This is a genomic window from Mitsuaria sp. WAJ17 (genome assembly GCF_014174515.1).
GTDB lineage: Bacteria > Pseudomonadota > Gammaproteobacteria > Burkholderiales > Burkholderiaceae_C > Roseateles_B.
In genome coordinates, this window is the sequence record NZ_JACJUG010000001.1 from 182130 (window position 1) to 206997 (window position 24868).

23 protein-coding genes are annotated in these 24868 nt (G+C 69.0%); 6 read left to right on the forward strand and 17 right to left on the reverse strand.

Annotation, left to right across the window (positions count from 1 at the left end; all coding sequences use genetic code 11):
- Positions 1-4: 4 nt before the first annotated feature.
- Together mnmG and H5407_RS00810 are read right to left on the reverse strand one after the other, a co-directional pair.
- Complete coding sequence (mnmG, locus tag H5407_RS00805) at positions 5-1960, reverse strand: tRNA uridine-5-carboxymethylaminomethyl(34) synthesis enzyme MnmG (protein ID WP_183102506.1); 1956 nt, start codon at positions 1958-1960, stop codon at positions 5-7.
- Positions 1961-2137: 177 nt separating this feature from the next.
- Positions 2138-3241, reverse strand: coding sequence for an NAD-dependent epimerase/dehydratase family protein (locus H5407_RS00810; protein WP_183102507.1), 1104 nt, complete (start codon positions 3239-3241; stop codon positions 2138-2140).
- Positions 3242-3333: 92 nt separating this feature from the next.
- On the opposite strand from H5407_RS00810, the gene H5407_RS00815 reads away from it, so the two are divergent.
- Both H5407_RS00815 and H5407_RS00820 read left to right on the forward strand, forming a co-directional pair.
- Positions 3334-3708 carry a MerR family transcriptional regulator gene (locus H5407_RS00815; protein ID WP_183102508.1) on the forward strand — a complete coding sequence of 125 codons (375 nt, stop codon included), beginning with the start codon at positions 3334-3336 and terminating at the stop codon, positions 3706-3708.
- Positions 3708-3989, forward strand: coding sequence for a YkgJ family cysteine cluster protein (locus H5407_RS00820; RefSeq protein ID WP_183102509.1), 282 nt, complete (start codon positions 3708-3710; stop codon positions 3987-3989). The genes H5407_RS00815 and H5407_RS00820 overlap by 1 nt, the downstream gene beginning before the upstream one ends.
- A gap of 85 nt (positions 3990-4074) precedes the next feature.
- Here the strand turns inward: H5407_RS00820 and H5407_RS00825 are convergent, their stop codons facing one another.
- The 3 genes from H5407_RS00825 to H5407_RS00835 form a co-directional block, all read right to left on the reverse strand.
- Positions 4075-4503 (reverse strand): cysteine peptidase family C39 domain-containing protein, encoded by a 429-nt coding sequence (locus H5407_RS00825; RefSeq protein WP_183102510.1) that lies wholly within the window; start codon positions 4501-4503, stop codon positions 4075-4077.
- A 71-nt stretch (positions 4504-4574) separates the two neighbouring features.
- Positions 4575-4775, reverse strand: a complete 201-nt coding sequence (locus H5407_RS00830; RefSeq protein ID WP_183102511.1) for a hypothetical protein — start codon at positions 4773-4775, stop codon at positions 4575-4577.
- Between the two features lie 101 nt (positions 4776-4876).
- A complete protein-coding gene (locus H5407_RS00835) occupies positions 4877-5596 on the reverse strand; it encodes a helix-turn-helix transcriptional regulator (protein ID WP_183102512.1) in 720 nt (239 codons plus the stop codon).
- A gap of 171 nt (positions 5597-5767) precedes the next feature.
- On the opposite strand from H5407_RS00835, the gene H5407_RS00840 reads away from it, so the two are divergent.
- A complete protein-coding gene (locus H5407_RS00840; protein ID WP_183102513.1) occupies positions 5768-6139 on the forward strand; it encodes a hypothetical protein in 372 nt (123 codons plus the stop codon).
- An 81-nt stretch (positions 6140-6220) separates the two neighbouring features.
- On the opposite strand, the gene H5407_RS00845 is transcribed toward H5407_RS00840, so the two are convergent.
- The 4 genes from H5407_RS00845 to H5407_RS00860 form a co-directional block, all read right to left on the reverse strand.
- Positions 6221-7453, reverse strand: a complete 1233-nt coding sequence (locus H5407_RS00845) for an ABC transporter permease (RefSeq protein WP_255500996.1) — start codon at positions 7451-7453, stop codon at positions 6221-6223.
- Positions 7450-8259 (reverse strand): ATP-binding cassette domain-containing protein, encoded by an 810-nt coding sequence (locus H5407_RS00850; RefSeq protein WP_183102514.1) that lies wholly within the window; start codon positions 8257-8259, stop codon positions 7450-7452. Before H5407_RS00850 ends, H5407_RS00845 begins: the two co-directional genes overlap by 4 nt.
- On the reverse strand, positions 8256-9734 hold the full coding sequence (locus H5407_RS00855) for an alpha/beta hydrolase (protein WP_183102515.1): 1479 nt from the start codon (positions 9732-9734) through the stop codon (positions 8256-8258). Before H5407_RS00855 ends, H5407_RS00850 begins: the two co-directional genes overlap by 4 nt.
- Before the next feature lie 148 nt (positions 9735-9882).
- Positions 9883-10212 carry a hypothetical protein gene (locus H5407_RS00860; protein WP_183102516.1) on the reverse strand — a complete coding sequence of 110 codons (330 nt, stop codon included), beginning with the start codon at positions 10210-10212 and terminating at the stop codon, positions 9883-9885.
- Positions 10213-10549: 337 nt separating this feature from the next.
- On the opposite strand from H5407_RS00860, the gene gstA reads away from it, so the two are divergent.
- Positions 10550-11158 (forward strand): glutathione transferase GstA, encoded by a 609-nt coding sequence (gene gstA / locus H5407_RS00865; protein ID WP_183102517.1) that lies wholly within the window; start codon positions 10550-10552, stop codon positions 11156-11158.
- A 63-nt stretch (positions 11159-11221) separates the two neighbouring features.
- Here the strand turns inward: gstA and H5407_RS00870 are convergent, their stop codons facing one another.
- The 8 genes from H5407_RS00870 to H5407_RS00905 form a co-directional block, all read right to left on the reverse strand.
- Positions 11222-12811 carry a thioredoxin family protein gene (locus tag H5407_RS00870; RefSeq protein WP_183102518.1) on the reverse strand — a complete coding sequence of 530 codons (1590 nt, stop codon included), beginning with the start codon at positions 12809-12811 and terminating at the stop codon, positions 11222-11224.
- A 137-nt stretch (positions 12812-12948) separates the two neighbouring features.
- Positions 12949-13359, reverse strand: a complete 411-nt coding sequence (locus H5407_RS00875; protein WP_183102519.1) for a GNAT family N-acetyltransferase — start codon at positions 13357-13359, stop codon at positions 12949-12951.
- Positions 13360-13456: 97 nt separating this feature from the next.
- Positions 13457-14824 (reverse strand): ATP-binding protein, encoded by a 1368-nt coding sequence (locus H5407_RS00880; RefSeq protein ID WP_183102664.1) that lies wholly within the window; start codon positions 14822-14824, stop codon positions 13457-13459.
- A gap of 14 nt (positions 14825-14838) precedes the next feature.
- On the reverse strand, positions 14839-15507 hold the full coding sequence (locus tag H5407_RS00885) for a winged helix-turn-helix domain-containing protein (RefSeq protein ID WP_183102520.1): 669 nt from the start codon (positions 15505-15507) through the stop codon (positions 14839-14841).
- Positions 15508-15536: 29 nt separating this feature from the next.
- Positions 15537-16292, reverse strand: coding sequence for a cytochrome b/b6 domain-containing protein (locus tag H5407_RS00890; RefSeq protein WP_183102521.1), 756 nt, complete (start codon positions 16290-16292; stop codon positions 15537-15539).
- Positions 16293-16352: 60 nt separating this feature from the next.
- Positions 16353-17114, reverse strand: a complete 762-nt coding sequence (locus H5407_RS00895; protein WP_183102522.1) for a hypothetical protein — start codon at positions 17112-17114, stop codon at positions 16353-16355.
- A 12-nt stretch (positions 17115-17126) separates the two neighbouring features.
- Entirely contained in the window at positions 17127-18071 is a 945-nt protein-coding gene (locus tag H5407_RS00900) for a DMT family transporter (RefSeq protein ID WP_255500997.1), read from the reverse strand.
- Between the two features lie 125 nt (positions 18072-18196).
- The gene (locus tag H5407_RS00905) at positions 18197-19483 is read right to left on the reverse strand and encodes a DUF4397 domain-containing protein (RefSeq protein ID WP_183102524.1); all 1287 of its coding nucleotides are present in this window, start codon (positions 19481-19483) and stop codon (positions 18197-18199) included.
- Positions 19484-19787: 304 nt separating this feature from the next.
- Between H5407_RS00905 and H5407_RS00910 the strand changes: the two genes are divergently transcribed.
- Complete coding sequence (locus H5407_RS00910) at positions 19788-21860, forward strand: NADPH-dependent 2,4-dienoyl-CoA reductase (RefSeq protein ID WP_310737594.1); 2073 nt, start codon at positions 19788-19790, stop codon at positions 21858-21860.
- A gap of 223 nt (positions 21861-22083) precedes the next feature.
- Positions 22084-24357, forward strand: coding sequence for a bifunctional diguanylate cyclase/phosphodiesterase (locus H5407_RS00915; protein ID WP_183102525.1), 2274 nt, complete (start codon positions 22084-22086; stop codon positions 24355-24357).
- The last annotated feature ends 511 nt before the right edge of the window (positions 24358-24868 follow it).

Genomic DNA, 24868 nt, shown 5'->3' on the forward strand with positions numbered 1-24868 from the left:
GGGCTCATGCGCAGGCCTTGCCCTCGTCCACGAAGCCCTTGAAGCGGCCCTTCTTGAGGTGGACCAGCAGCAGGGAGATGGCGGCCGGCGTCACACCCGAAATGCGCGAGGCCTGGCCCAAGGTCTCGGGTCGGTGCTTGTTGAGCTTCTGCCGCACCTCGAAGGAGAGGGCGGTGACCTGGGCGTAGTCCAGGTCCTCAGGCAGCTTCAGGTGTTCGAAATGGGCCGCTCGGGCGACGTCCTCGCTCTGCTTGCTGATGTAGCCCGCGTACTTGACGCTGGTCTCTACCTGTTCGATCACCGCCTCGGCCAGGGTGACGCCCAGCTCGTCCGTCAGCGTTTCACGTGAAACACCCGCTTCGGGTCGGGCAATCGCCGCGACGTTCACCACGGTGTCATAGCCCACGCCAGGACGGCGCAACAGATCGACCAGGTTGTACTCACGCTCCAGGGCCTTGCCGACCAGACGCTCGGCGTCCGCGGCCGGAAGAATGCCGGGGTGGACCCAGGTGCTCTTCAGCTTCTCTGTTTCACGTGAAACAGCGTCGCGCTTGCGATTGAAGGCGTTCCAGCGTGCATCGTCCACCAGGCCCAGCTCGCGGCCCATTTCGGTCAAACGCATGTCGGCATTGTCTTCGCGCAGCTGGAGCCGGAACTCGGCCCGGCTGGTGAACATGCGGTAGGGCTCGGTCACGCCCTTGGTGATCAGGTCATCGACCAGCACGCCCAGGTAGGCCTGCTCCCGACCCGGCAGCCAGGCCTCGCGCCCCTGCACCTGCAGGGCGGCATTCATGCCGGCGAAGAGGCCCTGGGCGGCTGCTTCCTCGTAGCCGGTGGTGCCATTGATCTGGCCGGCGAAGAACAGGCCCTGGATGGCCCGGGTCTCGAAGCTGGATTTCAGCTCGCGCGGATCGAAGTAGTCGTACTCGATGGCATAGCCGGGGCGCAGGATGTGCGCGTTCTCCAGGCCTGGTATGGACTGGACGGCCGCCAGCTGGATGTCGAAGGGCAGGGAAGTCGAGATGCCGTTGGGATAGAACTCGTGCGTGCTCAGGCCCTCGGGTTCGAGGAAGATCTGGTGCGAGTCCTTGTCGGCGAAACGGTTGATCTTGTCCTCGATGGAGGGGCAGTAGCGCGGTCCCACGCCTTCGATCACGCCGGTGAACATGGGGCTGCGGGCAAAGCCCGACCGAATGATGGCGTGCGTGCGTTCGTTGGTGTGGGTGATCCAGCAAGGCAGCTGACGCGGGTGCTGGTCCACCGAGCCCATGAAGCTGAACACGGGGATGGGGTCCAGGTCGCCGGGCTGTTCGGCGCACTTGGAAAAGTCGATGCTGCGGCCGTCGATGCGCGGCGGGGTGCCGGTCTTGAGCCGGCCCTGCGGCAGCCTCAGCTCTTTCAGGCGACCGGACAGGCTCACCGCCGGCGGATCACCGGCGCGACCGGCGCTGTAGTTCTCCAGGCCAATGTGGATGCGTCCGTCCAGGAAGGTGCCGGCCGTGAGTACCACGGCGCGTGCGCGGAACTGCAGGCCGGACTGGGTCACGGCGCCGACCACGCGATCACCCTCCACCATGAGGTCGTCCACTGCCTGCTGGAACAGCCAGAGGTTCGGCTGATTCTCCAGGCGATGGCGGATGGCAGCCTTGTAGAGCACACGGTCGGCCTGAGCGCGGGTGGCCCGCACGGCCGGCCCCTTGGAGCCGTTGAGGATGCGGAACTGGATGCCGGATTCATCCGTGGCAGCGGCCATGGCACCGCCCAGCGCATCCACCTCCTTGACCAGATGCCCTTTGCCGATCCCGCCGATGGACGGGTTGCAACTCATCTGCCCCAGGGTCTCGATATTGTGGGTCAGCAGCAGCGTGCGCACGCCCATGCGGGCTGCGGCCAGGGCAGCCTCGGTACCGGCGTGACCGCCACCGACCACGATGACGTCGAACTCTTTGGGATACAGCATGGCAAGGGCAGGGGCCCGCAGCCGCCTTGGTGGCGTGGGGCCCGAGATCAGCAGCGAGGAAGGGCCGCGATTTTACCGGCGCCTGTGGATAAGTGCGAGCGAGGTGCCATCATCCCCGGGCCGCGGCAGCCGATGACCGACGGCAGCTCTCGACCTGATCCATGCTACAGCTTGAGCTCAGGCGACCCGGGTGCCGGGCGGCTGGCGTGCGCAGTCCCGGGCGACGAAGCGCGCCGTGGCGGCCAGGGCCTGTGGCAGGGGTGTCGGGGGCAAGCCCCAGCGCTGGCTCAGCGCCTCGGCCGGCCCGGTGTTGAAGTCCGGGTCTTGGATCAGGAAATCCAGGCCTTCGGCAGAGGCGCCACTCCAGGCGGCAACGCCGGGCACGCGCAGCAAGCCCTGCATCACGGCAAGAGGCAGGGCCAGACGAGGGGCTCGCACGCCCAGCGCCCCCGCCAGCTTCCGGATCAAGTCATGCACGGGCGGCGAGGCTGGGTCCATCAGCAGGAAGTCACCGGACCGGACCTGCGGGTCCAGCGCCAGACGAGCCAGGAAGCCCGCCACCTGGTCCACGCTGACCAGGGGCAGCTGGTGTCGGGGCGATCCCGGCAGTGCCTGCAGGCGGCCGCGGAGCAACTGTCGACACAGGGCGTACAGCGCCGCATGCGCAGGCAACTCGCCCTCGACTGAATGCCCGCAGACGGTGGCGGGATGCACGCACAGCCAGGGACGCCCCAGACGCCTAGCCAGGGCGCTCATGTGGAACTGTGTCTCCAGCTTGCTGGCCTCATAGCCGCCGATGCGGCGGTAGATGCGCTGCCAGTCCACCGGGCGCCCGACATGGATGCCCAACTTGTCCAACTGTGGGCGGTGCTGGGTCATGTAGCCGCCCAGGGCCACGAAGCGACCGGCATGGCCCTGGGGATCGGTCTGGGCCTCCCACAGGGCCTCGGTGGCCTGGAGTTGGGCGCGTCGCGCCTCGTTGGCATCCAGCCCCCACTCGAAGCGGGCCGCCAAATGCAGCAGGGTATCCGGGCGCAGCTCCCGCACCAGCGCCCGTGCGCTCGCGGTGTCTTCCAGCCGGTAGGGATGCGCAGCAAGGCGTGCCAGCCCTGGCCCGGCAATGCCGCGCCCGGATAGCCAGCGGCGGAGGCTTTCCAACTGCACGGCGGGATCACGCAGGGCCAGAACCAGGGGCCGGGCGGGCTCCAGCCGCAGCAGCGCATGAAGGAGCCAGCGACCGATCTGGCCGCTGGCACCCGTGATGAGGAGGGGGGTGGACATGGCGGGGGATGCAGGAGTGGAAAGCGCCATGCTCAGGCCTTGACTACACTCCAGGGTCAAGCCCTTCGCTTCATTGCTTCCTCTGCCCGGACATGCTCATCGGCGAACTTGCCGCACTCAGCGGCCTCAGCCACGACACCCTGCGCTTCTACGAGCGCCAGGGCCTTCTCCATGCCCTGCGTACCGCCAAGGGTTACCGCCGCTATGGTCCGGAAGCGGCGGCGCGCCTGACCTTGATCCGCCTGGCCCAGGGGCTGGGCTTCAGCCTGGTGGAGATTCGCGAGGTCCTGGGTCAGATGGATGCCCTGCAGGACGGCGGGCTGGACGCGGGCCAGGTGCAGGCCCTGCTGCAGGGCAAGCTGGCTCAGATTGATGCTCGGCTCGAGGACTTGCGCGCTCTGCGCGCCCAACTGGCCGATCAGCTTGCGCGGGCCTGCCCGCTGCGCCTGCAGCCGGAGCAGGGCTGATGCAGTGCCGTTCTCGCTGCGCGGCCTGCTGCATCGCGCCTTCCATCAGCTCGCCCATTCCCGGCATGCCCCTGGTGAATGGCATCAGCAAGCCAGCCGGGGTGCGTTGCGTGCAACTGGATGCAGAGGACCGTTGCAAGATCTTCGGCCAGCCGGAACGGCCCGCGGTCTGTGGCTCCCTGCAGCCTTCCGAGCTGATGTGCGGAGAAAGCCGCGAGCAGGCCATGCGCTGGCTGGGCTGGATGGAGGAACAAACCTCGCCTCTGCCGCCGACGAGCTGATCCGGCCCCACCGCCGGACCATCGCTCGAGCTTTCAGGGATGCGGCCCGGCCGGAGGGCGGTCCTGGCGCCACGCCCAGGCTTGCCTAGGGAGCGGGGCGAAACTCCAGTGCCAGGCCCATGAAGGCCATGGCCCAGGCATCGCGCGGCAGGCTGACGCGCCCCTGCAGCGGGTGCTGCACGGTGACGTGCGCTTCGTGAACGGCGACGAGAGGCATCCAGCCCAGTTGCTCGTGCTGGACGAGGCAGGGCAGCTGAAGCCTGTTCAGGGAGCCGGCTTCCAGGCGCACGACACGACTCCTCAGGCCCAGGCCCAGGGCCTGCAAGCAGAGCGCCTCGAGGCCACCGCTGTCCGGGATTGCCTCGATCAGGCCCTTGGCCGCAAGGCCATGGTGGCCGGCGATATAGGCCAGGGCGTTGTGCCGGGAAGGGGCAGGTTTTGCCAGAAGCCTCAGGCCGAGCCGACTCGCCACCCAGCGCCGGATCACGCCGCGCCGGCGGGCACTCGGGAACATGGTTCAGCAGGGAGGCAAAAAGACGAGAGGCTGGCAAATGCCAGCCTCTAGGGGGGACTTCATAGGGCGGCTTACCAAGTGCCCTTGGGCGACGGGTCTTCCTCAGACGTCTGCCAGGTGCCCTTGGGCGAGGGGTCTTGCTCGGCCACCAGCCAGGTGCCTTTGGGCGAAGGATCCTGCCCGGTCGTCAGCCAGGTGCCCTTGGGCGAGGGGTCTTCACCACCGGCAACCCACTCCAGTTCGCTTGCGCTCAGTTGTTGGAAAGTATTCATGAGTAATCTCCAGTTGGCTCCAATAGGAAGCTAGTTTGGCCAATTGAATCACTGGAAGCCTTCTGCGGCCACTGTCACACATTACATCCTAGGGATGATACTTAGCGGATCAACCCCAGGCGCAGGGCTTTCAGAACGGCTTGATGCTTGTTGTTGCAATCCATCTTGTGCATTGCATTGTTGAGATGCAGCACCGCCGTGCGCTCGCTGATACCGAGGATGCCGCCGACCTCCCAGGCCGTCTTGCCTTCCATGGTCCAGCGCAGGCACTCCAGCTCGCGGGGCGTGAGGCTGGGAAGCTGCTGGTCCAGAGAGGCACCTTCGGGAAGGAACACATTCCAGGCCGCTTCCTGGGCATGGACAGCGAACAGCTGGAGGTCCGCCACCACGCGCGTCAGTTGCTGATGGTCCGAGGGCAGAGATTCACGCCGGTCAACGCCCATGATGAAGTGGCGGCCTTCGGGCAGGTGCAGGGCGAGGCACACGCCGCTGCAGTATCCAAATCGGGCCTGTTCTTCCCACAGATCGCCGCGCCCATGCTGAACGTAGGTGAACTGGCTCCAGATGATGGGCACGCTGTGACGCTTGACGTGCTGCATCACCGGATCTAACTTGCCAAGCGAGGGGTCGTATGCAATTTCGTTGAAACCGACCGGCGCATTGTCGATGGACATGAACTCGGCATTGCCAGGACCGCGATCCAGGACCACGGTCGCGGTAACGGTCTCAAACCCCAGGTTCTGCGCAAACCGCACGATTTCCTCGCGGAACTCGTCGCGATTCTTGGCTTCCAGCACCGATTGAAAACTGCCTTGCAGCATGAGGCCGGGGATCCCTCGGGAAGATTGGAGTTGTCTGGGAATTGTCAGCGCTAGAGGGGCCTGTTCCGCTAGGGTTTACAGCTAGCAACAACTTGCAGGTCCCAGAAGACGGCGCTTACAGGATGATGCGCAGCACCGACCGTCATCCTCCACAACAAGCAAGTCCTGTCGATGACACCTGCCTGGATTGTCTACGCTTGGCCCCGCCTGCTGTGCGCGACGGACGCCACACCGCAGTTGCAACTCGCCCACCTGAGCACCCGTGTTCTGGTGCCGGGCGATGCCGATCATCCGGCCATGGGCCAGACGCTCTGGAAAGGCGAGTGGCAGCATGGCACGGCCGGGGTCGCCTGGGACTGGGTCCGCCTGCCGGTCGGGGTGGTGGCCATGGTGGATCCCATGTCGCTGGTGACCAATCTGCAGTTCCTGAACCCGCGCGGCGAGGTGCTGGCGCCGGTCGATTCCGCACGCCAGCTCAACGAGATCGTCCATGCCCTGCCCTGGCAGCAGGAAGTGCACCGGGCGCTCGGGCTGATGCACTGATCCTGAGCATCATTCAATTCGTCGCCCCATAAAAAATGGCGCCTCCAGCGAGGCGCCTTGTGCTTTTTGGGTTGAAGGGGTTCAGCGGGCCACGGCCAGCCGCATCGAGCGGGCGATGAAGAGCAGGCCGGCCAGGGTCATGGCGCCGCACACCAGCACCGAGGGCAGGACCTTGGCCAGGCTTAGGCCTTCGCCCTTGAGAACCTGCAGCATCAGGGTGTTCTGGGCCAGGCCGGGCACCCAGTAATACCAAGCGGCTTCCCCGCCGGGGTTCATCAGGCCCACCATGGGTGCCAGGCTGATCAGGGTCATGGCCAGGGTGGCGCTGGCCTGGGCTTCCTTGAAAGTCTTGGTGCGTACGGCCATGGCCATCAGCAGGGCGCCCACGCCAGCGGCCAGCGGCAGCTGCACGGCCAGGCAGCGCAGGGCTTCGCCCCAGCCGAACTGGAACATGGCCTGCAGGCTGTCGCTCTGGATCAGGTACTGCGCCGGCAGGAAGCTCAGGTTGGACAGCGCTGCCACGGCCACCCCGGACAGGGCCACCGCGCCCCATTTGCCCAGTACCAGGGCCAGGGGCGAGGCCGGGTTCATCAGCAAGGGCTCCAGCGAACCGCGCTCGCGCTCGCCGGCCGTGCTGTCCAGCGCAGCAGTCAGCGCGCCATAGAGCACGGCCATGATGATGAACATGGGCACGATGCTGGTGATGCGGGTCGCACGGGCCTGAGTGCTGGCCAGGTCGCGCTCCTCGATGGCCACGGGCTGCAGCAGTTCGGGGGAAATGCCGCGCAGGGCGAGGTTCAGGCCCGCGCGCTCCTGGTTGAAGCCGCGCAGAAGGCGCTGCACGCTGCCCACGGCCACCTGGGCGCGCTGGTTGGCGCTGTCGCTGACCACCTCCACCGTGGGCCGCTCGCCCTCCAGCAGTTGCTTCTCGAAGTCCTTGCCGATGACCAGCACCGGCTCCAGCAACTGGGTCGCGCGCAGCTTCTTCTCATAGTCCGAGGGGGCGGCCTTGAGCGTGTAGGTTTGTCGCTGCAGGTAGTTCTCCAGCGTGGGGGCGTTCTCCAGGCCGGCCACCATCAGCTCACGCTTCTCGGCGCGCTCCTCCAGGGAGGCGATCAGACCGGAGAGTGCCATCAGCATCAGCGGACCCATCAGGACAGCCGGCACCAGCATGCGCAGCAGGGTGCGGCGGTCACGGACCGCATCGACCAGTTCCTTGAACAGCACGATGCGGGCATGGGCCAGGAAGGACAGGGGAGGGCGTGTGGGGCTCATCAGCAGGTCCTTGGAAACGGGGCTCGGGTTCTCGCTCATGCCAGGGCCTCCTCGGTGGTGTCGTCGGCGGTGTGGTCGCTGAAGGCCAGCTTCACGAAGGCCTCCTCGAAGCGAGTCTCGCCGGTCTGTGCCAGCAGCTCGGGCACGCTGCCCTGGGCCACGGCGCGGCCGCGTGCCATCACCACCACGTGGTCGCAGAGCTGCTCTACCTCTTGCATGATGTGGCTGGAGAAGACGATGCACTTGCTGCCGCCGCTCGGGGAGCGCAGATGGCGCAGGGCATCGCGCAAGCCCCGCGTGGCCAGCACGTCCAGGCCGTTGGTGGGCTCGTCCAGCACGATGTTGGCCGGGTCATGCACCAGGGCGCGGGCCAGCGCGGTCTTCATGCGCTCACCCTGGCTGAAGCCCTCGGTGCGGCGGTCCAGGATGCGGCGCATGTCCAGCAGCTCGGCCAGCGCATCGGCGCGGGCATTCGCGGCTTCGCCGTCCATGCCCTGCAGGCGGCCGAAATAGATGATGTTCTCGCGGGCCGTCAGGCGGGGGTACAGACCATGGGCGTCGCCCAGGATACCCATGCGGGCCAGGGCCGCGCGCGGGTTCTTGAGCACGTCGATGCCATCGACCTCCAGGCTGCCCTCGTCAGGCGGGAAGAGGCCGGCCAGCATGCGCAGGGTCGTGGTCTTGCCGGCGCCGTTGGGGCCCAGCAGGCCGGTGATGCGGCCGTCCGGCGCATGAAAGCCCAGCGAATGCACGGCCTTCACCACGCGCTTGGGCGGGCGCTTGAAGAGCGTCTTGCCGCCGGCCTGGGCGATGAACTGTTTGGAAAGTCGTTCGATGCGGATCATGGCTGCACCTCCGTGCGGATGATGGGCTGGAAGGCGGGCGGCCTGGGGATCTTCACAGCGCAGCCGGCGTCCTGAGGCAGGGCGGCGGCGTCTGTCTTGGCGTCGATGAAGCGGTACAGCACCTCGCCCATGCAGCCCAGGCTCATCACGCCATGGCCGGCCTGCGGCACCACGATGTGCTGGGTCTTGGCGCCCAGCAGCTTGGCGATGCGCTCGGCGTGGCGCGGCGGGGTCACCGGGTCGGCGCCACCGGAAAGCAGCAGCACCGGAGTCTGGGCGGGCGGCACCTGATAGAAGGCGGCCGGCACCTCGGCGCGGGGCCAGGTCTTGCAGACGCGCTCGTACAGCTCGGCATCGACGCGGCCGGTGTCCCGGCCCGGCGCCTCGCTGCCCTTGCCCATGCGAGGCGCATCCTCGGCGCAGATCACCGAGAAATGCATACCCAGGGCCAGCCGCGTGCCCTTGTTACTGCCCATCATGCTGCCGAGGCCGGCCAGGGCCTCGAACTGGCCCTTGGTGGCGGCCTGGATGGCAGCCGGCACCAGGGAGGTCATGGACGGCACGTACAGCGGGCCGCGGATGGTGCGCAGCATCTGGGTACGGGTCAGGGTGAAGGACTCCGGTTCGTTCGTCAGCGGATGTCTCACTGACACCGTGCGCGGCAGCGAGGCCAGCAGCTGCGACCATTGCTGGCGCAGTTGGGGATAGCGCTTCGCACAGGCGGGCTCGTCCTCGCAGGCCTTGAGTTCGGCGTCCAGGGCGGCCTGGACATCGGCGGACAAGCTCTCGGGCAGGACCAGATCCGGCGGTGCGACGCCGTCGATCACGGTGCGGCGCACCCGCTGCGGGAATTGCCGCTGGTACTCCAGGGCGGCTCGCGTGCCGTAAGAGCCACCGATCAGGTTCCAGCGCTCGGCGCCCAGCTCGGCGCGCACGGCGTCGAAGTCCTGCATGGCGAGCGTGGTGCTGTAGAAGCGCAGGTCACCATGGGGCAGCTTCTGCAGCTGCTCGCGGCACTGCTCGATGCGGCGCAGGCTAGCCGCCTCGTCGGCGACCTCGGCCAGCGAAAGCCGGGATTCATCGGCACATTGCAGGGGGGCGGACTTGCCGGTGCCGCGCTGGTCGATGAAGACCAGGTCGCGCCGGTTGTTCAGCCGCGCCAGGCGGTTCATCACCATGGGGGCCACGCCAATGGCACTCTGGCCGGGGCCGCCCGCCAGCATCAGCACCGGGTCGGGCTGCTTGTTGCGGGCCATGGCCGGCACAACGAGGTAGTGGATCTCGATCTGCGGGCCGTCGGCGCGGGCCGGGTCCAGGGGGCGCTTGAGTACGCCGCATTGCAACTCGTTGGGGAGGCCCTCGATGCGGCAGCCCGTGGTGGCCGCTTCGGCCTTGTGGTGGGCACCCATCAGCAACGCCAGCAGGCTGACCAGCACGGCGATTCGCCCCCCATGCCGTGTTCGGCAGATCGTCATCGTCTTCCTCCGAGGTCCCTGGGGACCCTGTTTGCATGGAGGCGATTATCAGAAGACGATACGCAGAGGGCACTGCCGGTGCGGCGAATGGCGGAGCCGCGCGCTGACTGGCCGGAAATCCAGCTCAGATGGCCGGCCTGCCGAGCGCTCAGTCGGGGTAGCTCAGGAGAAGGCCTGCTGCGCGGCAGGCCAGCGGCTCGCGTGCGAAGGCCGGCAGCACCGGATGGTGCCAGCTGCGTCCCGGATGCAGGGTCTCGATGGCGGCAACCAGCGCCTCGTCCTGGCTCCGGATCAGGAAGCCGGGCGAGGGGCTGGCGAGGACCTCGTAGCCCGGCACCTCCTGAAGCTCGAGCTGCCAGGATTGCCCATCGATCCGCACCGGGCCGGCTGCGGGGCGCCATTCGTCGCTGATGCTGAGATCGGCCGTGCGCTCCCCGCTGCGGCATTCGCAGCGCAGGGTGGTGATCGAGTCCGTCATGAGCCCCAGCCTGCTGGTGAGGGATGTGCGGCGCTGCCGCTCGCAGTGGCCGTCCCAGTCCTGCGGGCTTTGCACGTGGTACAGCTGCGATCGTCTGCCGGCGACACGAGCCAGGGCTGCTTCACCGAAGCCGATCTTCAGGCCGTGATGAAGTCCTGGAGCTACTGATCCGCCTTGCCGGGGCACTCGCGCGCGCGCCGCTGAGTGTGGGTAGCAGGTTTGGCCGATTCCTGCTGGAGCAGGCCTTCTGCCGGAGACCGGACGTTGGCGTATCGTTCCTGTCGTTCCCTCCCGTGCCAGGCCTGTGGCCGGCACTCCCTGACAGAAGGAAACCTGCATGAAGCTCTACTACAGCCCCGGCGCCTGCTCGCTGTCCCCGCACATCGTGCTGCGCGAATCCGGTCTGCCCTTCGAGGCCGTGCTGGCCAGCACCAAGACCAAGAAGCTGGCCGATGGCACGGACTACCTCACCATCAACCCCAAGGGCTCGGTGCCTGTGCTGGAACTGGATAACGGCGAGCGCCTGACCGAAGGCCCGGCCATCGTCCAGTACCTGGCCGACCTGGTGCCTGAAAAGCAGCTGGCTCCGGCCAATGGCAGCTGGGCCCGCTACCGCCTGCAGGAATGGCTCAATTACATCACCAGCGAGCTGCACAAGGGCTTCTCGCCCCTGTTCAACCCGGCCACCCCCGAAGATGCCAAGCCCATGTTCCGCGAGGCCCTGCAAAAGCGCCTGGCCTGGGTGGACAGCCAGCTGGAGGGGCGTGACTACCTGCTGGGCAGCCAGTTCAGCGTGGCGGATGCCTACCTGTTCGTGATCAGCAACTGGGGCCAGTACGTGGGCGTGGACATCAGCGGGCTGAAGCAGCTGGGCGCCTTCCGGGCCCGCATGGCGGCACGCCCGGCCGTGCAGGAGGCCATGAAGGCCGAGGGCCTGCTCAAGTAATCCAGCGCGCATGAAAAAGGCGCCTCCTGCGAGGCGCCTTTCTTGCAGGTGGATGCCGGACGATCAGCCCTTCTTCGCAGGCTTCAGCAGGCCCTCGCAGGTGGCGCGCTGCTGGTCGGCGGTATCGACCTTGGCGCACACGCCCTCCAGCTGGCCACGCAACTTGCCCAGGCTGGCCTCGTGCTGGCCGCCCTTGTTCCAGGCCTGCAGGTCATTGCCGACCTTCTTCAGCGAGCGGGCGCTGCGCTCGTAGAAGGCGCCCTTGTCCTTCTCGGCTTCTGCGAAGAGCTGGCCGGCCACTTTCTCAATGCGGGCGGCGTCCTGAGGTGCCAGTTCCACGAGGGCCGCCAGGTAGTTGGCACCCCACTGCAGGCGCGTGGCGGGGCCCTCGCTCTTGTTGAAGGCCTCCTCGTACCAGCGCAGGGCCTCGTCCTTCCTGCCCTGCTTCTTTGCGTTGCCGCCCAGCATGCTCATCAGGTAGTAGGGCGAGTGGCTCTTGGACAAGCTGGACTTGAGCAGGGCATCGCTCTGCTCCCATTGGCCGGAGAGGCCCAGCAGGCCCGCGGCCTCAGTGATCACGGCCTGGCGCTCGTAGCCGTCGGTGATCTCCTTGTCGAGGCGGGCGGCGGTGTCGCGGACTTCCTGCAGCAGGGCGGGATTCAGCTTGGGGTGGCGCTCGTCCTTGGGCAGGTCGATACGGGCCAGCTCCACGCGGGCGCTCAGCGCGGCCAGGCGGTCGGCGCGGGAGAGGCTGGCGTCGGTCTCCAGACGCTTCAGCGCGGCCTCGTACTGGCCCAGCAGGGCCTGGCGCTCGGGGCCGGCCTTGGGAGCCAGGCTGCGCACGATCTCGGGCGCGCCATAGCTCAGGGCATCGGTCTGGGCACGGGCCTCGGCGGCAGTGGCCAGGACCTTGCTCACGCGCTCGGCCAGGGCGGCATCGACCTTGAGGCTCTTGCCGTCTTCATTCGCGGCCAGGGCCTTGAGCCACAGGCGCGAGCCGGTCTCGGCGTCCACGCCTTGCGCCGCGGCGGCCAACTGGGCCAGCAGGGCCGGGCGCTGGGCGGCGGGCACCAGCTGCTGCTCGTCGGTCTCCCAGGAATAGAAGCCCAGCAGCTTCCACTCGTTCGCGCTGAGCTTCTTGCCGGCACGGGCGTCGGCGAGCACGGACTTGATCGGGCGGCCGCCGGCCAGGCCCAGCTGCAACACCTTCATCACTTGGACGGCGTCGGCCTCGCCGGGCAGGCGGGTCAGTTCCTGGCCGTCATTGCTGAAGAGGATGAGGGTGGGATAGCCGCGCACCTTGAAGCGGGTGCCCAGCTTCTGCGCGCCGGGGACATCGCCGTCCAGGTGTACGGCGACGATGCTGCGGGTCTGCTCGATGAAGTCCTGGCGGTTGAACAGCGTGGCCTTGAGCTGGTTGCAGGGCGGACACCACTTGGCGCCCCAGTACAGCAGCACGGGCTTCTTCTCGCTGCGGGCCTGGGCGAAGGCCTTCTCGATGTCGGCGTCGCCGGCGGCTTCCTGCCAGGCCACGCTGCTGGCGGTGGGCGCGGCGGCGCTGGCGGGCAGGGTGGCAATGGAACTGAAGACGGCCAGGCTCAGCAGGGCGGCGCAGGCCAGGGCGCTGGGGCGCAGGGAGGCGGTGAGCTTCATGCGTTCATGCAGCCCCCTCGTGGAGGGCCGTTGTCGGGTGAAGAAGGGCGCATTGTGAACCCAAGCCTCGGGCCCTGCCTATGCGGGCTCGTCCGGGCGATCTGCGCAAAGGGCATATCGCCCGCCGGCAGGCCGGCTCAGAGCTTCATCGCCATGCCGATCGAAACCGGCGCCGTGGGCTGGAAGCCGAACTGGGCGTAGAGGCGGTGGGCCTCGCCGTCGGCGATCAGGCTGACGTAGGCGGTGCGCGGCGCGCGTGCATGCAGCCACTCGCACAGGGCCGCCATGACGCGCTTGCCCAGGCCGCGCCCCTGGTGGTCCGGCAGCACGGCGATGTCCACCACCTGGTAGAAGCAGCCATCGTCGCCGATGACGCGGCCCATGGCCACCACCTCCTGACCCAGGAGCAGCTGTACCGCGAACAGGGTCTGGCGCAGGCCGCGGGCCGCTGCGGTGTCACTCTTGTCACTCAAGCCGGCCTGCTGGCGCAGGTGGCGGTAGGTCTGGACGCTGGGGGTCTGCCGAAGCAGGGTGTAAACGGGGGACATGGCACGGGAACGTACTTCAGGGACCACTCATTCTGGCAAGCCGGTGCAGCACATCCAAAGGGCATGGGCGCTGCGACGTCCAGGGGGCTCAGCGCACTCAGGGCGAGGTGGGCAATTGCAGGCGCACGCGCAGGCCGCCCAGTGCCGGGCTGCGATCGACCGCCAGGCGGGCCCCATGCACGGCCGCGATGCGGCGCACGATGGACCAGCCCAGGCCACTGCCGTCCTGGCCGGTGCCCAGCTGCCGGAAGAAGCGCTCGCCCAGGCGCGCCAGGGCTTCGTCATCCAGGCCGGGGCCGCTGTCCTCCAGGCACAGCAGCAGCTCGCCACCTTCCCGGGCCAGCCGCAGATGGATCCGGGCGCCCTTGGGGCTGTAGCGCAGGGCGTTGTCCAGCAGATTGCGCAGCAGGGCGGCCAGCAGGGTGCCGTCGCCCTTGACGAGGTGAGGCGTGTCGGCGCCGTCCAGGGCCAGCTGCTGGCGGGCCTGGAGGGCGCGCGGCACCTGCTCGGCCAGGGACTGGCGCGCCAGGGCCGATAGATCCAGGGGCTGCAGCGCGGGCGCCCGGCCGGTCTCCAGGCGGGCCAGGGTCAGCAGCTGCTCGACCAGGCGCGAGGCGCGGTCGCAGCCCGCCAGCGTGGCCTGCAGGGCATGGGTGCGGGTGGCTTCGTCCTCGCCGGCCGCAAGCGCCACCTGGGCCTGGGTGCGGATGGCGGCAATGGGGGTGCGCAGTTCGTGCGCGGCGTCGGCGGTGAAGCGGCGCTCGCTCTCCATCAGGGCCTGGATGCGGGCGAACAGGGTGTTGAGCGCCTCCAGCAGGGGTTGCATCTCCAGTGGCGCGGCCGGCAGCTGCAGGGGCTGGAGTTCGGCGGCGGAGCGGGCGCGCAGCTGGCGGCCGAGCTCGCGCAGGGGGCTCATGCCACGGTGCACGCCCCACCACAGGCCCAGGGCCAGCAGGGGCAGGGCCAGCAGCAGGGGCCACAGCATGCCGCGCAGCACGGCGCGCAGGATGTCGGCCCGCGACTGCAGCTGCTCGCCCACGAGCACGCGGATGTCGCCCTCCGCCCCCTGGGTCGCGAAGACGCGCCAGGTCCGGCCCTCGCGCTGTACGTTGCGGAAGCCCGCGGCGTCGGACAGGGGCAGCAGGGGCGTGGTCGGCGCATTGGCAGAGCGCAGCACCAACTGACCTTCGTGGAAGACCTGGAAGGCCACCTTGGAGGCATAGCGGTGCAGGCTGGGCGCCTCAGGCCGCAGCTCCCTGTGCCCGGAGGGGCCGTCCTCGTGCGGCACACCGGACTGGCGCGCCACCAGCAGGGCGGCGGCCTGGGCCAGGTGGGCATCCAGCAGCTCGTCCAGCTCGTGACGGGCGTCCAGGCCGGTGCTGAGGCTGCTCAGGGCCCACAGGCCCAGCACCAGGGCCAGCACCAGGGCCAGCAGCCGGGCCTGCAGGGAGCGGGGATGGAACAGGGGCCTCATGGGTTTCAGGGCAGCGGATCCCGGCTCAGCAGATAGCCCACGCCGCGCACCGTCTGGATCAGGCCGGGGCCCAGCTTCTTTCGCAGGTGGTGGATGTGGACCTCGATGGTGTTGCTCTCCACCTCGGAGCCCCAGGCGTAGAGCTGCTGCTCCAGCTGCTCGCGCGAGAGCACGCGCCCGGCCGACAGCATCAGCAGCTGTAGCAGGTCGAACTCGCGGGTGGCCAGGCTGACGGGCTGGCCGGCGCGCTGCACGCTGCGCGCGGCGGGGTCCAGTACCAGGTCTTGTACCTGCAGGCGTTCCTGCGGCTGGCCATGGGCACGGCGAACCAGGGCGCGCAGCCGGGCGGCGAGCTCGTGCAGGTCCACGGGCTTGACCACGTAGTCGTCGGCTCCCTGGTCCAGGCCGCGGATGCGGTCCGGCACGGCATCGCGCGCGGTCAGCACCAGCACCGGCAGCTGCACGCCAGCGGCGCGGATGCGGGCCAGGACCTCCAGGCCGTCCAGCTGCGGCAGGCCCAGGTCCAGCACGGCCGCGGCATAGGGCTCAGCCCGCAGCTCGCGCTCGGCGGCGGCGCCGTCCCGCACCCAATCGACCTGCAGGCCCAACTGGCGCAGGCCGGCGCGCAGGCCGTCGCCCAGCAGGGTGTCGTCTTCGGCGAGCAGGATGCGCATGGCGTCAGCGTCCTCGGCGGGTGGCGTGCTCAGTCGTCGTCATCGTGCGAGCGGCCCCGGTGGTGCTCGCCCTGGCCATCCCGCCCATCATGCACCGAATGCCGCTCATGGCCGCCGTGCCGCTCCTCGCCGCGGGCGAGCGCACCGCTGTTCCATTGCCAGGCCCAGAAGGCAGCGATCAGCGTCGAGATCCCCAGCGCCAGGGGCCAGAGGCTGTGCCGGACCAGGTCGGGGCCGGAGCCCGCCTGGCGGCCGCTGAACATGGGCGCGAAGGCATTGCGCTGGCGCAGCAGCGACAGCCCCGCCAGCAGCCCCAGGTGCAGCAGCACGACGAAGAGCATGAGCTCGCCGCTGGCCTCGTGCAGTTCCTCCAGGGCCTCGCCCAGCCATTCCTGGTCCAGGGCCAGGCCGCTGAGCCCGCTCAGCAGGGCCAGGCCCAGCAGGCTCAGGGCGGCTGCAGCCTGGCCGGCTCCCAGCAGGCGTCCGGCTTCAAGCCCCCCCTGCCAGGCCCCGCGGACACGGCTTGCCAGGGCGGCCAGCCGGCTGCGCCGCGGCCCCAGCAGGCCCCACAACAGCCGCCACAGGGCCAGGCCCAGGGCGGTGTAGCCGAAGCTGATGTGCAAGCCGTGCCAGGCCTCCTGCTCGGCGGTCACATAGGCGCCTGCGAAGCTGAGGGCCAGGGCCCAGTGCACCAGGCGCGTCGGGGCGTCGATGACCCGGCGCTGCGCCGGGGGCGTCGCGGCCGGCGTTCCGGCGCCCGGCGACGTGTTCTGCGTGATGTCCATGAGGATCTCCAGCGGTGTCTTCCAATGGGCTCATGGTGGGCGGGGCAGATGAGCGTTTTCTTAAGGGTCTTCGCGCTCGGGCTCGCCCAGGAGGCCCTGAGCCTCGTCCTCGGGAGGCGGCTCGCAGGCATGGCGCGCCAGGGCCATCCACGTGGCGAAGTCGGGCTGGTGCGGGCGCCGCGGTGCCGGCCGGGCCAGTTCCAGGTGCTGGGCATGGGCCAACAGCACGCCGAACTCCGGCGGGATCTCCTGCGGCTCGGCGATGCCTGCCTTCAGCACGAACCAGCACTGGCTGCTGAGTGCCAGGTAGGCCTGGGACTTGGCCGGACGCCGCAGCTCGCCCAGCAGGTCGGCACGGCTGACCTTGATCTCGTGCACGGCCACGTCCAGGTAGTCCGGCACCGTGGTGTGGCGCAGGGAGAAGACATCGGGCATGGCATTGACCCAGCGTGGCCGGGGCGCGCGCGCCGGTGCCTCGGCGTCGATCAGCGTGCCGGCCTCGGCCGGCGGCGCTTCCTCGCCGGGCAGCCCGGCTCGCAGGCTCAGCCCGCGCCAGACGACACGCCCTGCGCGCTGCAGCTCCAGGGCCACGCGGCCGACGAGCCGCTCATGGGCGTCGCGGGTCCGGCGATTGCGGTCCAGCGAGGTGGCCAGGGCCTGGACGCCGGCGTCGGTGACCCGCAGCCGCTCCCGCGGGCCTTCGCTGATGCGCTCCAGCAGCCCTGCCGCCAGCAGCTCGACCTCGATCAGGTCCTGGCAGGGCCAGCCGGCGCTGCGCCAGATCTCGCGCAGACGGCGCCAATGCGGGGTGCCCAGGGCCATATGCGGGCCGTCTCAATCCAGCACGGGGGTCTGGGCGTCGGCCGCCTGGCGCGTGGCGCTGGCCTGCGGCGCGAACTGGGCCCAGGCCACGCCGGCCAGGGTCAGGGCGGCGCCCACCAGCTTGGCCGCACCGAAGTGCTCGCCTCCCGCACCCCAGGCGGCCAGGCCCGCGATGGGCGGCATCAGGTAGATCAGGGGGGCCGTGCGGGCGACGCCGCGCTGCGCATTGACCCAGCCCCAGGCCAGCCAGCTGCCGAAGCCGATACCCACCACGGCCCACAGCGCGCCCAGCCAGAGCCCGGGGGTGACGGCGCTCCAGTCGGTCTGCAGCGCCGCCGGCACGGCGTACAGCAGCACTGGCGGCGTGGCCGCCAGGCTGGCGTAACACATCACCAGCACGGCGCCATGGCGCTCGATGAGGGGCTTGGCCGCCACGGTGTAGTAGGAGAACAGCGCTGCGGCGACGAGCAGCACCAGGTCCCCGCCGCCAGCCCGCCAGTTGGCCGCCAGCAGCTTGTCCGACATGAAGAGCACAGCCCCGGTCACGGCCAGGGCAATGCCCACCACCTGGGCCCGCCGCAGGCGCTCCAGGCCGTAGGCCCGCAGGATCAGCAGCGTGAAGATGGGCCCGCAGGCCAGCAGCACCGAGCTGGAGAAGGGCGTGGACCAGTGAACGCCGAAGCTGGAGAGCACCAGGTGCAGGCCCTGGCCCAGCAGGCCGAGCCGTGCCAGGGCCCAGGCGTCCTGGCGCGAGACCCGCGGCCAGTGCAGCCCGTGCCGGCACAGCAGCAGGCCGGTCACCAGCAGGGGCATCAGGGTGAAGCGCAGGCACAGGAAGCCGCCCGGCCCCATGGCGGCCAGCAGGGCTTTCTGCAGGGGGAAGTTGAGGCCCCAGGCCAGGATGACCAGGAGCCCGGCGATCAGGGCCAGCCGGGAGGACGGGGAGGTGGTGGGCATGTCCGGCATCTTGCCAGCGCGGGCGGCCGGATGCTGTCAGCAGCGCGCCTCGCCGCTGCCGATCGCCCAAGAAAAAACCCCCTGGCCGGGAGGCGCAGGGGGTTTTTTGGCGACCGAGTGTCAGATCACTGCTCGATGATGTTGCCTTCGATCGCGCCGAGCTTGCCACTCAGGATCACGGTGTAGATCTTGCCGGCGGACATGGTCTTCTTTTCGCTGAACACCGTCGGTGCGCCTGCGCGGATCTCCACCTGCACCTCCGTGCCGTTGGTTCCGGCGCTCACGTTGGTGGTGGCCGAGAGGGAACCGGGCGCCACATTGGAGATCACGGGGGCCGTGTTGTTGTAGAGGGCCACGTTGGTCAAGCCGGGCACGCCGTTGAGCACGCGCACCTTGGCGGTGTTGGCGGTCGAGGGCAGCGAGTTGTCTTCCTTCAGCACGGTCAGCGTCGGGGCCGAGGTGTCACCCCAGATCAGCATGGCATAGACGGCGCTGTTCTCCAGCGCGATCTGCTTGGAGGGCTGGGTCACGCCATTGACGATCCAATCGACCTTGACGCCGTTGGTCACGGTGATGTCGCTGTAGGCGGGGGACTGGGAGGGCGAGCCGTAGTTGTCCAGCGAGGCGAAGCCGTTCAGCTTGGCGGTCACGGTGACGCCGCGGGGCAGCGTGGTGATCGCGCGCACCTTGGCCAGGCCGTTGGTGTACTTGGTCACGGCGCCCTGCTGCGCCAGCAGCAGGCCATTGACCATCACGCCGCCACCGGCGCTGGTCAGCACCAGGGTGTTGACCTTGGTCGAGTCCAGCGTGACGCTGGGGATGTCCAGGCGCAGGTCGGTCTTGCTGCCGGTCGCGGTGACGCGGATCTGGTAGGTACCCGAGGTGATGGTGCGGTAGGCGTCGCCGTTGCCGGGGATCAGGTTCGAGGCGACCGGAGTGGCGTCCGTCAGCGGGGCGCCCGGGGCGGTCACGTAGACGTCCACAGTGCCGGAATCCGCTGCCAGGTTCAGCGTCAGCAGCTTGGTGCTGCCGGAGGCCGGCTCGGTCTCGGACTCGTTCAGCAGGCGGGTCGACATGGAGCCGGTGTTGCCGAAGGCGATCAGGGTGTAGTGGCCGTCCTTGATCAGGTTGCTCAGGCCCGGAGTGGACAGCAGGGTGCTGGAACCCGCGACCAGCAGCTCGGAGGTGTTGCTGCCGGTGCTGATGCTGCCGTAGTTGGACACGGTGCCGAAGTTGACGCCCGAGCTCACCTTGGTGTCATTGACCTTCAGGTCCAGGGAGGAGTAGCCCACGCTGGCATTCAGCAGGCGCACATTGGTGTTGCCGTCGTTGCCACCGCCGCCGCTGCCGCAGGCGCTCAGCGCCAGGGTGCCGATCATGGCGATCGCGCTCGCCCATCGAGTGAATCTCATCAAACGCTCCAGTTCTCCGTTCGCACCCCAGGGGCACGCATGAATCGAATATGCGACAGCCCGGGGCTGCCGGCGTCGACTGCGGGCGATTGTAATGAGATGGCCAGATGCTGTCGGCGAGCCCGGGCGAGGGGCATTCCGTAAAGATTTGCAGCCTTCGCACGTCCGGCGGCAAGCCGGGTGCCGGGCCTAGAGCCGGCTCTCCAAAGCAGGGTTGCCCGCCATGGGGCGCACAGGGGCCGCTGCTAGCATCAGCCGCGACCTCGGGCCGCCAGCGGTGGCCCGCCCCTGCGCAAGAACAAGCATGAAGGAGACCGCCATGGCCTACGAGCATCTGCTGGCCCCGCTGGACCTGGGCCACACCCAGCTGAAGAACCGGGTGCTGATGGGCAGCATGCACACGGGCCTGGAGGATTCCCGCAAGCATTTCGAGCGCATGGCGACCTACTTCGCCGAGCGGGCGCGCGGCGAGGTGGGCCTGATCGTGACCGGCGGCTTCGCCCCCAACATCGAAGGCTGGGCCAAGCCCTTTGCCGGTACCCTGGCCACCAGCGGCGCGGCGCGTCGCCACCGCGTGATCACGGATGCGGTCCATGCCGAGGGCGGCAAGATCGCCCTGCAGATTCTGCACACCGGCCGCTACGGCTACCACCCGCTGTGCGTGGCGCCCTCGCGCATCCAGTCGCCCATCTCGCCCTTCACGCCGCGGGAGCTGAGTGAGCGGGGCATCGAGCGCCAGATCCGCGCCTTCGTGCGCTGCGCGAAGCTGGCCCGAGAGGCCGGCTATGACGGCGTCGAGGTGATGGGCTCGGAGGGCTACTTCATCAACCAGTTCCTGGTGAACCACACCAACCATCGCCAGGACCGCTGGGGCGGGCCCTACGAGAACCGCATGCGTCTGCCGCTGGAGATCCTGCGCCGCATGCGCGAGGCCGTAGGCAGGGACTTCATCATCATCTACCGCCTCTCCATGCTGGACCTGATCCCCGACGGCAGCAGCTGGGAGGAGGTGGTGCAGCTGGCGCGCGAGCTGCCCGGCGCCGGCGCCGACATCATCAACACCGGCATCGGCTGGCACGAGGCCCGTGTGCCCACCATCGCGACCAGCGTGCCGCGTGCCGGCTTCGCCTGGGTGACGAAGAAGCTGCGCGAACAGCTGCGCTCCGAGGGCATCACTACGCCCCTGGTCACCAGCAACCGCATCAACACCCCCGAGGTGGCCGACCAGGTGCTGGCCGAGGGCAGCGCCGACATGGTCAGCATGGCCCGCCCCTTCCTGGCCGATGCCGACTTCGTGCGCAAGGCCCGCCAGAACCGCGCCGACGAGATCAACACCTGCATCGCCTGCAACCAGGCCTGCCTGGACCATGCGTTCCAGCAGAAGATCGCCAGCTGCCTCGTCAATCCGCGCGCGGCCCACGAGACCGAGCTGCGCGTGATCCCCCTGCAGAAGGAGCAGCCGCGCAAGCGCGTGGCCGTGGTGGGCGGCGGCCCGGCCGGCATGGCCGCCGCCACGACCCTGGCCGAGCGCGGCCATGCGGTCGATCTGTTCGAGGCCGGGGCGGAACTGGGCGGCCAGTTCAACCTGGCCCGCCGCGTGCCCGGCAAGGAAGAGTTCAACGAAACCCTGCGCTACTTCCGCCGCCGCATCGAGACCACCGGTGTGCGGCTACACCTCAACCGGCGCGTGGGCCTGGACGATCTGCAGGCATACGACGAGATCCTGCTCGCCACCGGCGTCGCGCCGCGCAATCCGCGCATCGAGGGCCAGGCCGAGGGCGAGGCACGGGGTCAGGTCTTGAGCTATGTGGACGTGCTGCTGCAGCGCAAGCCCGTGGGCGTGCGCGTGGCCGTGGTCGGCGCGGGCGGCATCGGCTTCGATGTGTCGGAGTTCCTGCTGGAGGCGGGCCACTCGCTGGCCCTGGACCCCCAGGCCTGGCGCCGCCACTGGGGCGTGGGCGATCCGGCCGAGACGCGCGGCGGCCTGCTGCGCGCAGCGCCCGAGGCACCGACCCGCCAGATCACTTTGCTGCAGCGCAAGAAGGGCAAGCTGGGCGCCGGGCTGGGCAAGACCACCGGCTGGATCCACCGCGCCGCGCTGAAAATGAAGAACGTGGAGATGGTGGCCGGCGTCAACTACGAGCGCATCACGCCCGAGGGCCTGTGGGTCAGCTACGGCGAGAAGCGCGAGGATCTGCAGCTGATCGAAGTCGATACCATCGTGCTGTGCGCTGGCCAGGAGCCGGTGCGCGAGCTGCAGGCGCCGCTGGAAGCCGCTGGCCGCCGCGTGCACCTGATCGGCGGCGCCCTGGAAGCTGGCGAACTGGACGCCAAGCGTGCCATTCGTCAGGGCGTGGAGCTCGCTGCCCGGCTGTGACCGCGACCGCGGTGGCCAGCGCCCGCGGCCAAGCGTGCAACTTTTCGCTGATGCCGGAGTGATGCGCTCCCGGTAAACCCTAAACGGCGTGCCGTTCGGATCACTTTGGCCTGACAGTCACGTCCAGAGGGGGCGTCCCGTGCTTTAAGAAGGCGCTCGATCCGATGAATAAAGCGATCCGCGGCCCAGGGGCTGACGGAACTCGCGAAAGGTCTGCCGCTCCATGCGCTTTCTGCGTCGCCGCCCACTGATGGCGAGCCCGCTGCTCCTGCCGCTGTGCGCCCACGCGCAAGGTGGCCTGCTGCCCAGCTGGAACGATCTCAATGCCCGGGACCCCGTGCTGTGGCTGGGCCTGGCCTGCGTGGCCGGCGGCCTGGCCCTGGGTGGCGTGCTGTCCCTCTTCCTGCATCAGCGCCAGCGCCTTCAGCGTCGGCGTGAGGAGCTGCGCCGCCTGCGCCAGGATCGTGCCCGCCTGCGGGCCTTCCTCAACGCCGTGCCCGACCCCATGTTCTCCAAGAACGCTTGGGGGGCCTACGAGGGTTGCAATCCCGCCTTCGAGGCAGCGGTGGGGCGCAGCGAGGCCGAACTGCTGGGCCGGCGCGACGATGAAGCCGGGGTCAGCGTCGAATGGACCCGCAAGCGCGATCGCCAGATGAGCTGGTACCAGCGGCCCAATGGCGAGCGCCAGTGCCTGGACGTGGTCCAGGTGGACATCCACGACGGCGAGGACTTCCTCGGCCGCATGGCCATCGGCCGCGACGTCACCGAACTGCAGCTGGCGCGCGAGAAGGCACGCCGTGCCGAAACCGTCTTCGCCCATTGTGGCGAGGGCATCGTGGTCTGTGACGAGGAACTGCGGGTGCTGGACCTCAACCCGGCGCTGAGCCGCATCTGCGGCTACGAGCGCGAGGAGCTGCTGGGCGAGGTGCCCCAGCTCTGGCGCGACGGCGAGCAGGACCCCGAGCAGTTGCTGGCCCTGCACGCCCAGGTCGAGAGCCAGGGCCACTGGAGTGGCGAGCTGCTGGTGCGCCACAAGAGCGGCGACCCCGTGCCCGTCTGGGCCACCGTCGTTCGCGTCGATTCCGATGCCGGAGGGGGCGAGGGCCTGCAGTACCTCAGCGTGCTGACCGACATCTCCCGCATCAAGGCCACCGAGGCCGAGCTGCTGCACCAGTCCCTGCACGATCGCCTCACCGGCCTGCCCAACTCGGCCCTGATGCGCGACCGCATCGAGCGCGAAATCGGCCAGGCCCAGCGTGCGCAGGGCAAGGTGGCGGTGCTCTTCATTGACCTCGACGACTTCCGCGACGTCAACGACATCGCCGGCCATGCCGCGGGCGACCAGGTGCTGCGCACGGCGGCCGAGCGCTTCGTCAACGTGGTGCGTGCCAGCGACTCCGTGGCCCGCGTGGGGGCCGATGAATTCGCCATCGTGCTGGGCGGCCTGGATGACGAGTCCGCCGCCCTGCGCCTGGGCGACCGCCTGGTCCAGGCCATGGACGAGCCCATCCATGTGGGCCTGCAGCGCTTCAACATCGGCGCCAGCATCGGCCTGGCGCTCTTCCCCACTGACGGTCAGACGGTCGACGAGCTGCTGCGCAATGCCGAGGCCGCCATGTGCCGTGCCAAGGTCCATGCGCGCAACAGCGTGCAGTCCTACCGTCCCGAGCTGACCCAGGCCGTGCAGCAGCGCTTCGAGCTGACGCACGCCCTGCGCTTGGCCAACGAGGCGGCGCAATTCCGCCTGGAGTACCAGCCCCAGGTGCGGCTGTCCGATGGTCAGCTGATCGGCGCCGAGGCCCTGCTGCGCTGGCGCCATCCGACCCGCGGCCCCATCTCACCGGCCGAATTCATCCCCCTGGCCGAGGACACCGGCCTCATCGTGCCCATCGGCCGCTGGGTGCTGGAGCAGGCCTGCGCCCAGGCCGCGCGCTGGCAGGGCCAGCCCGGCAAGCCGCAGCAGGTGGCGGTGAACGTCTCGGCGCGTCAGCTGCGCCAGCCGGACTTCATCCTGGCCCTGGACTTCATCCTCATGAGCACCGGCTGTCCGGCCACGGCGCTGGAGCTGGAGGTCACCGAGAGCCTGCTGCTGGAGGACGCCGAGCAGGCCATCCGCCTGCTCAATCAGTTGGCCGACCGTGGCGTGCGCGTGGCCATCGACGATTTCGGCACAGGCTACTCGTCGCTCGCCTACCTCAAGCGCATGCCGGTGCAGACCCTCAAGATCGACCGCAGCTTCGTGCAGGAACTGGGCGAGGACAACAACGTCGCCGCCATCGCCCGCACCGTCATCGTGCTGGCCCACAGCCTGAACCTGGACGTGCTGGCCGAGGGCGTGGAGACCGCCCAGCAGGCCGAATGGCTGCGCCGCGAGGGCTGCGACTGGGCCCAGGGCTGGCACTACGGCCGTCCCATGCCTGCCGACGCCTTCGAGTTGGCCCAGCCCGTGGCCGCGGAGCCCAAGCTGGCGGTGGTGAAGGCCTTGCAGCGGGCTTGAGGGCGCGGCAGCTGGGGTCAGGTCTTGCGCAAGACACCCCCTTGGGCAGCGACGCATGTCATGGCACGCAGAGGTCGCCGTCGCCCCGTTTCCCAGGATTGCGGGCCTTTCAAAGTAGAGTCGGAAGCCGCAGCCCCAGGATGGCCGAGGCGCATGGCGCCCCCGCCTCCAAGCGGTCCGGCTCCATGGTGCCGTGAGACCCGCCGATGAAGACCGTTCCGGTGCTGCCCCGCACACAGGATAGCCTGTGCCTCATTTACAGCAAGGCGAACTGAGCCGGGCCCCCTGTCTTGAAGCCGGCCGGGCGCCCATCTTGGGCACAGATCGCCCGGCACTGGGCTCTCTCTGGACGCCAGCCTGGCACCCCCAGTCCAACAGCCCGTCGGATGCGCACAGCTCTGCCCTCTCAATGACCATTCGAGGGAGAACTCCATGAAAAGAATCCTGCCGCTGATCAGCGACTCGTCCCGGTGCGCCTCCGGAGCCGCCATGGCGCCGGCAGCGGCGCGCC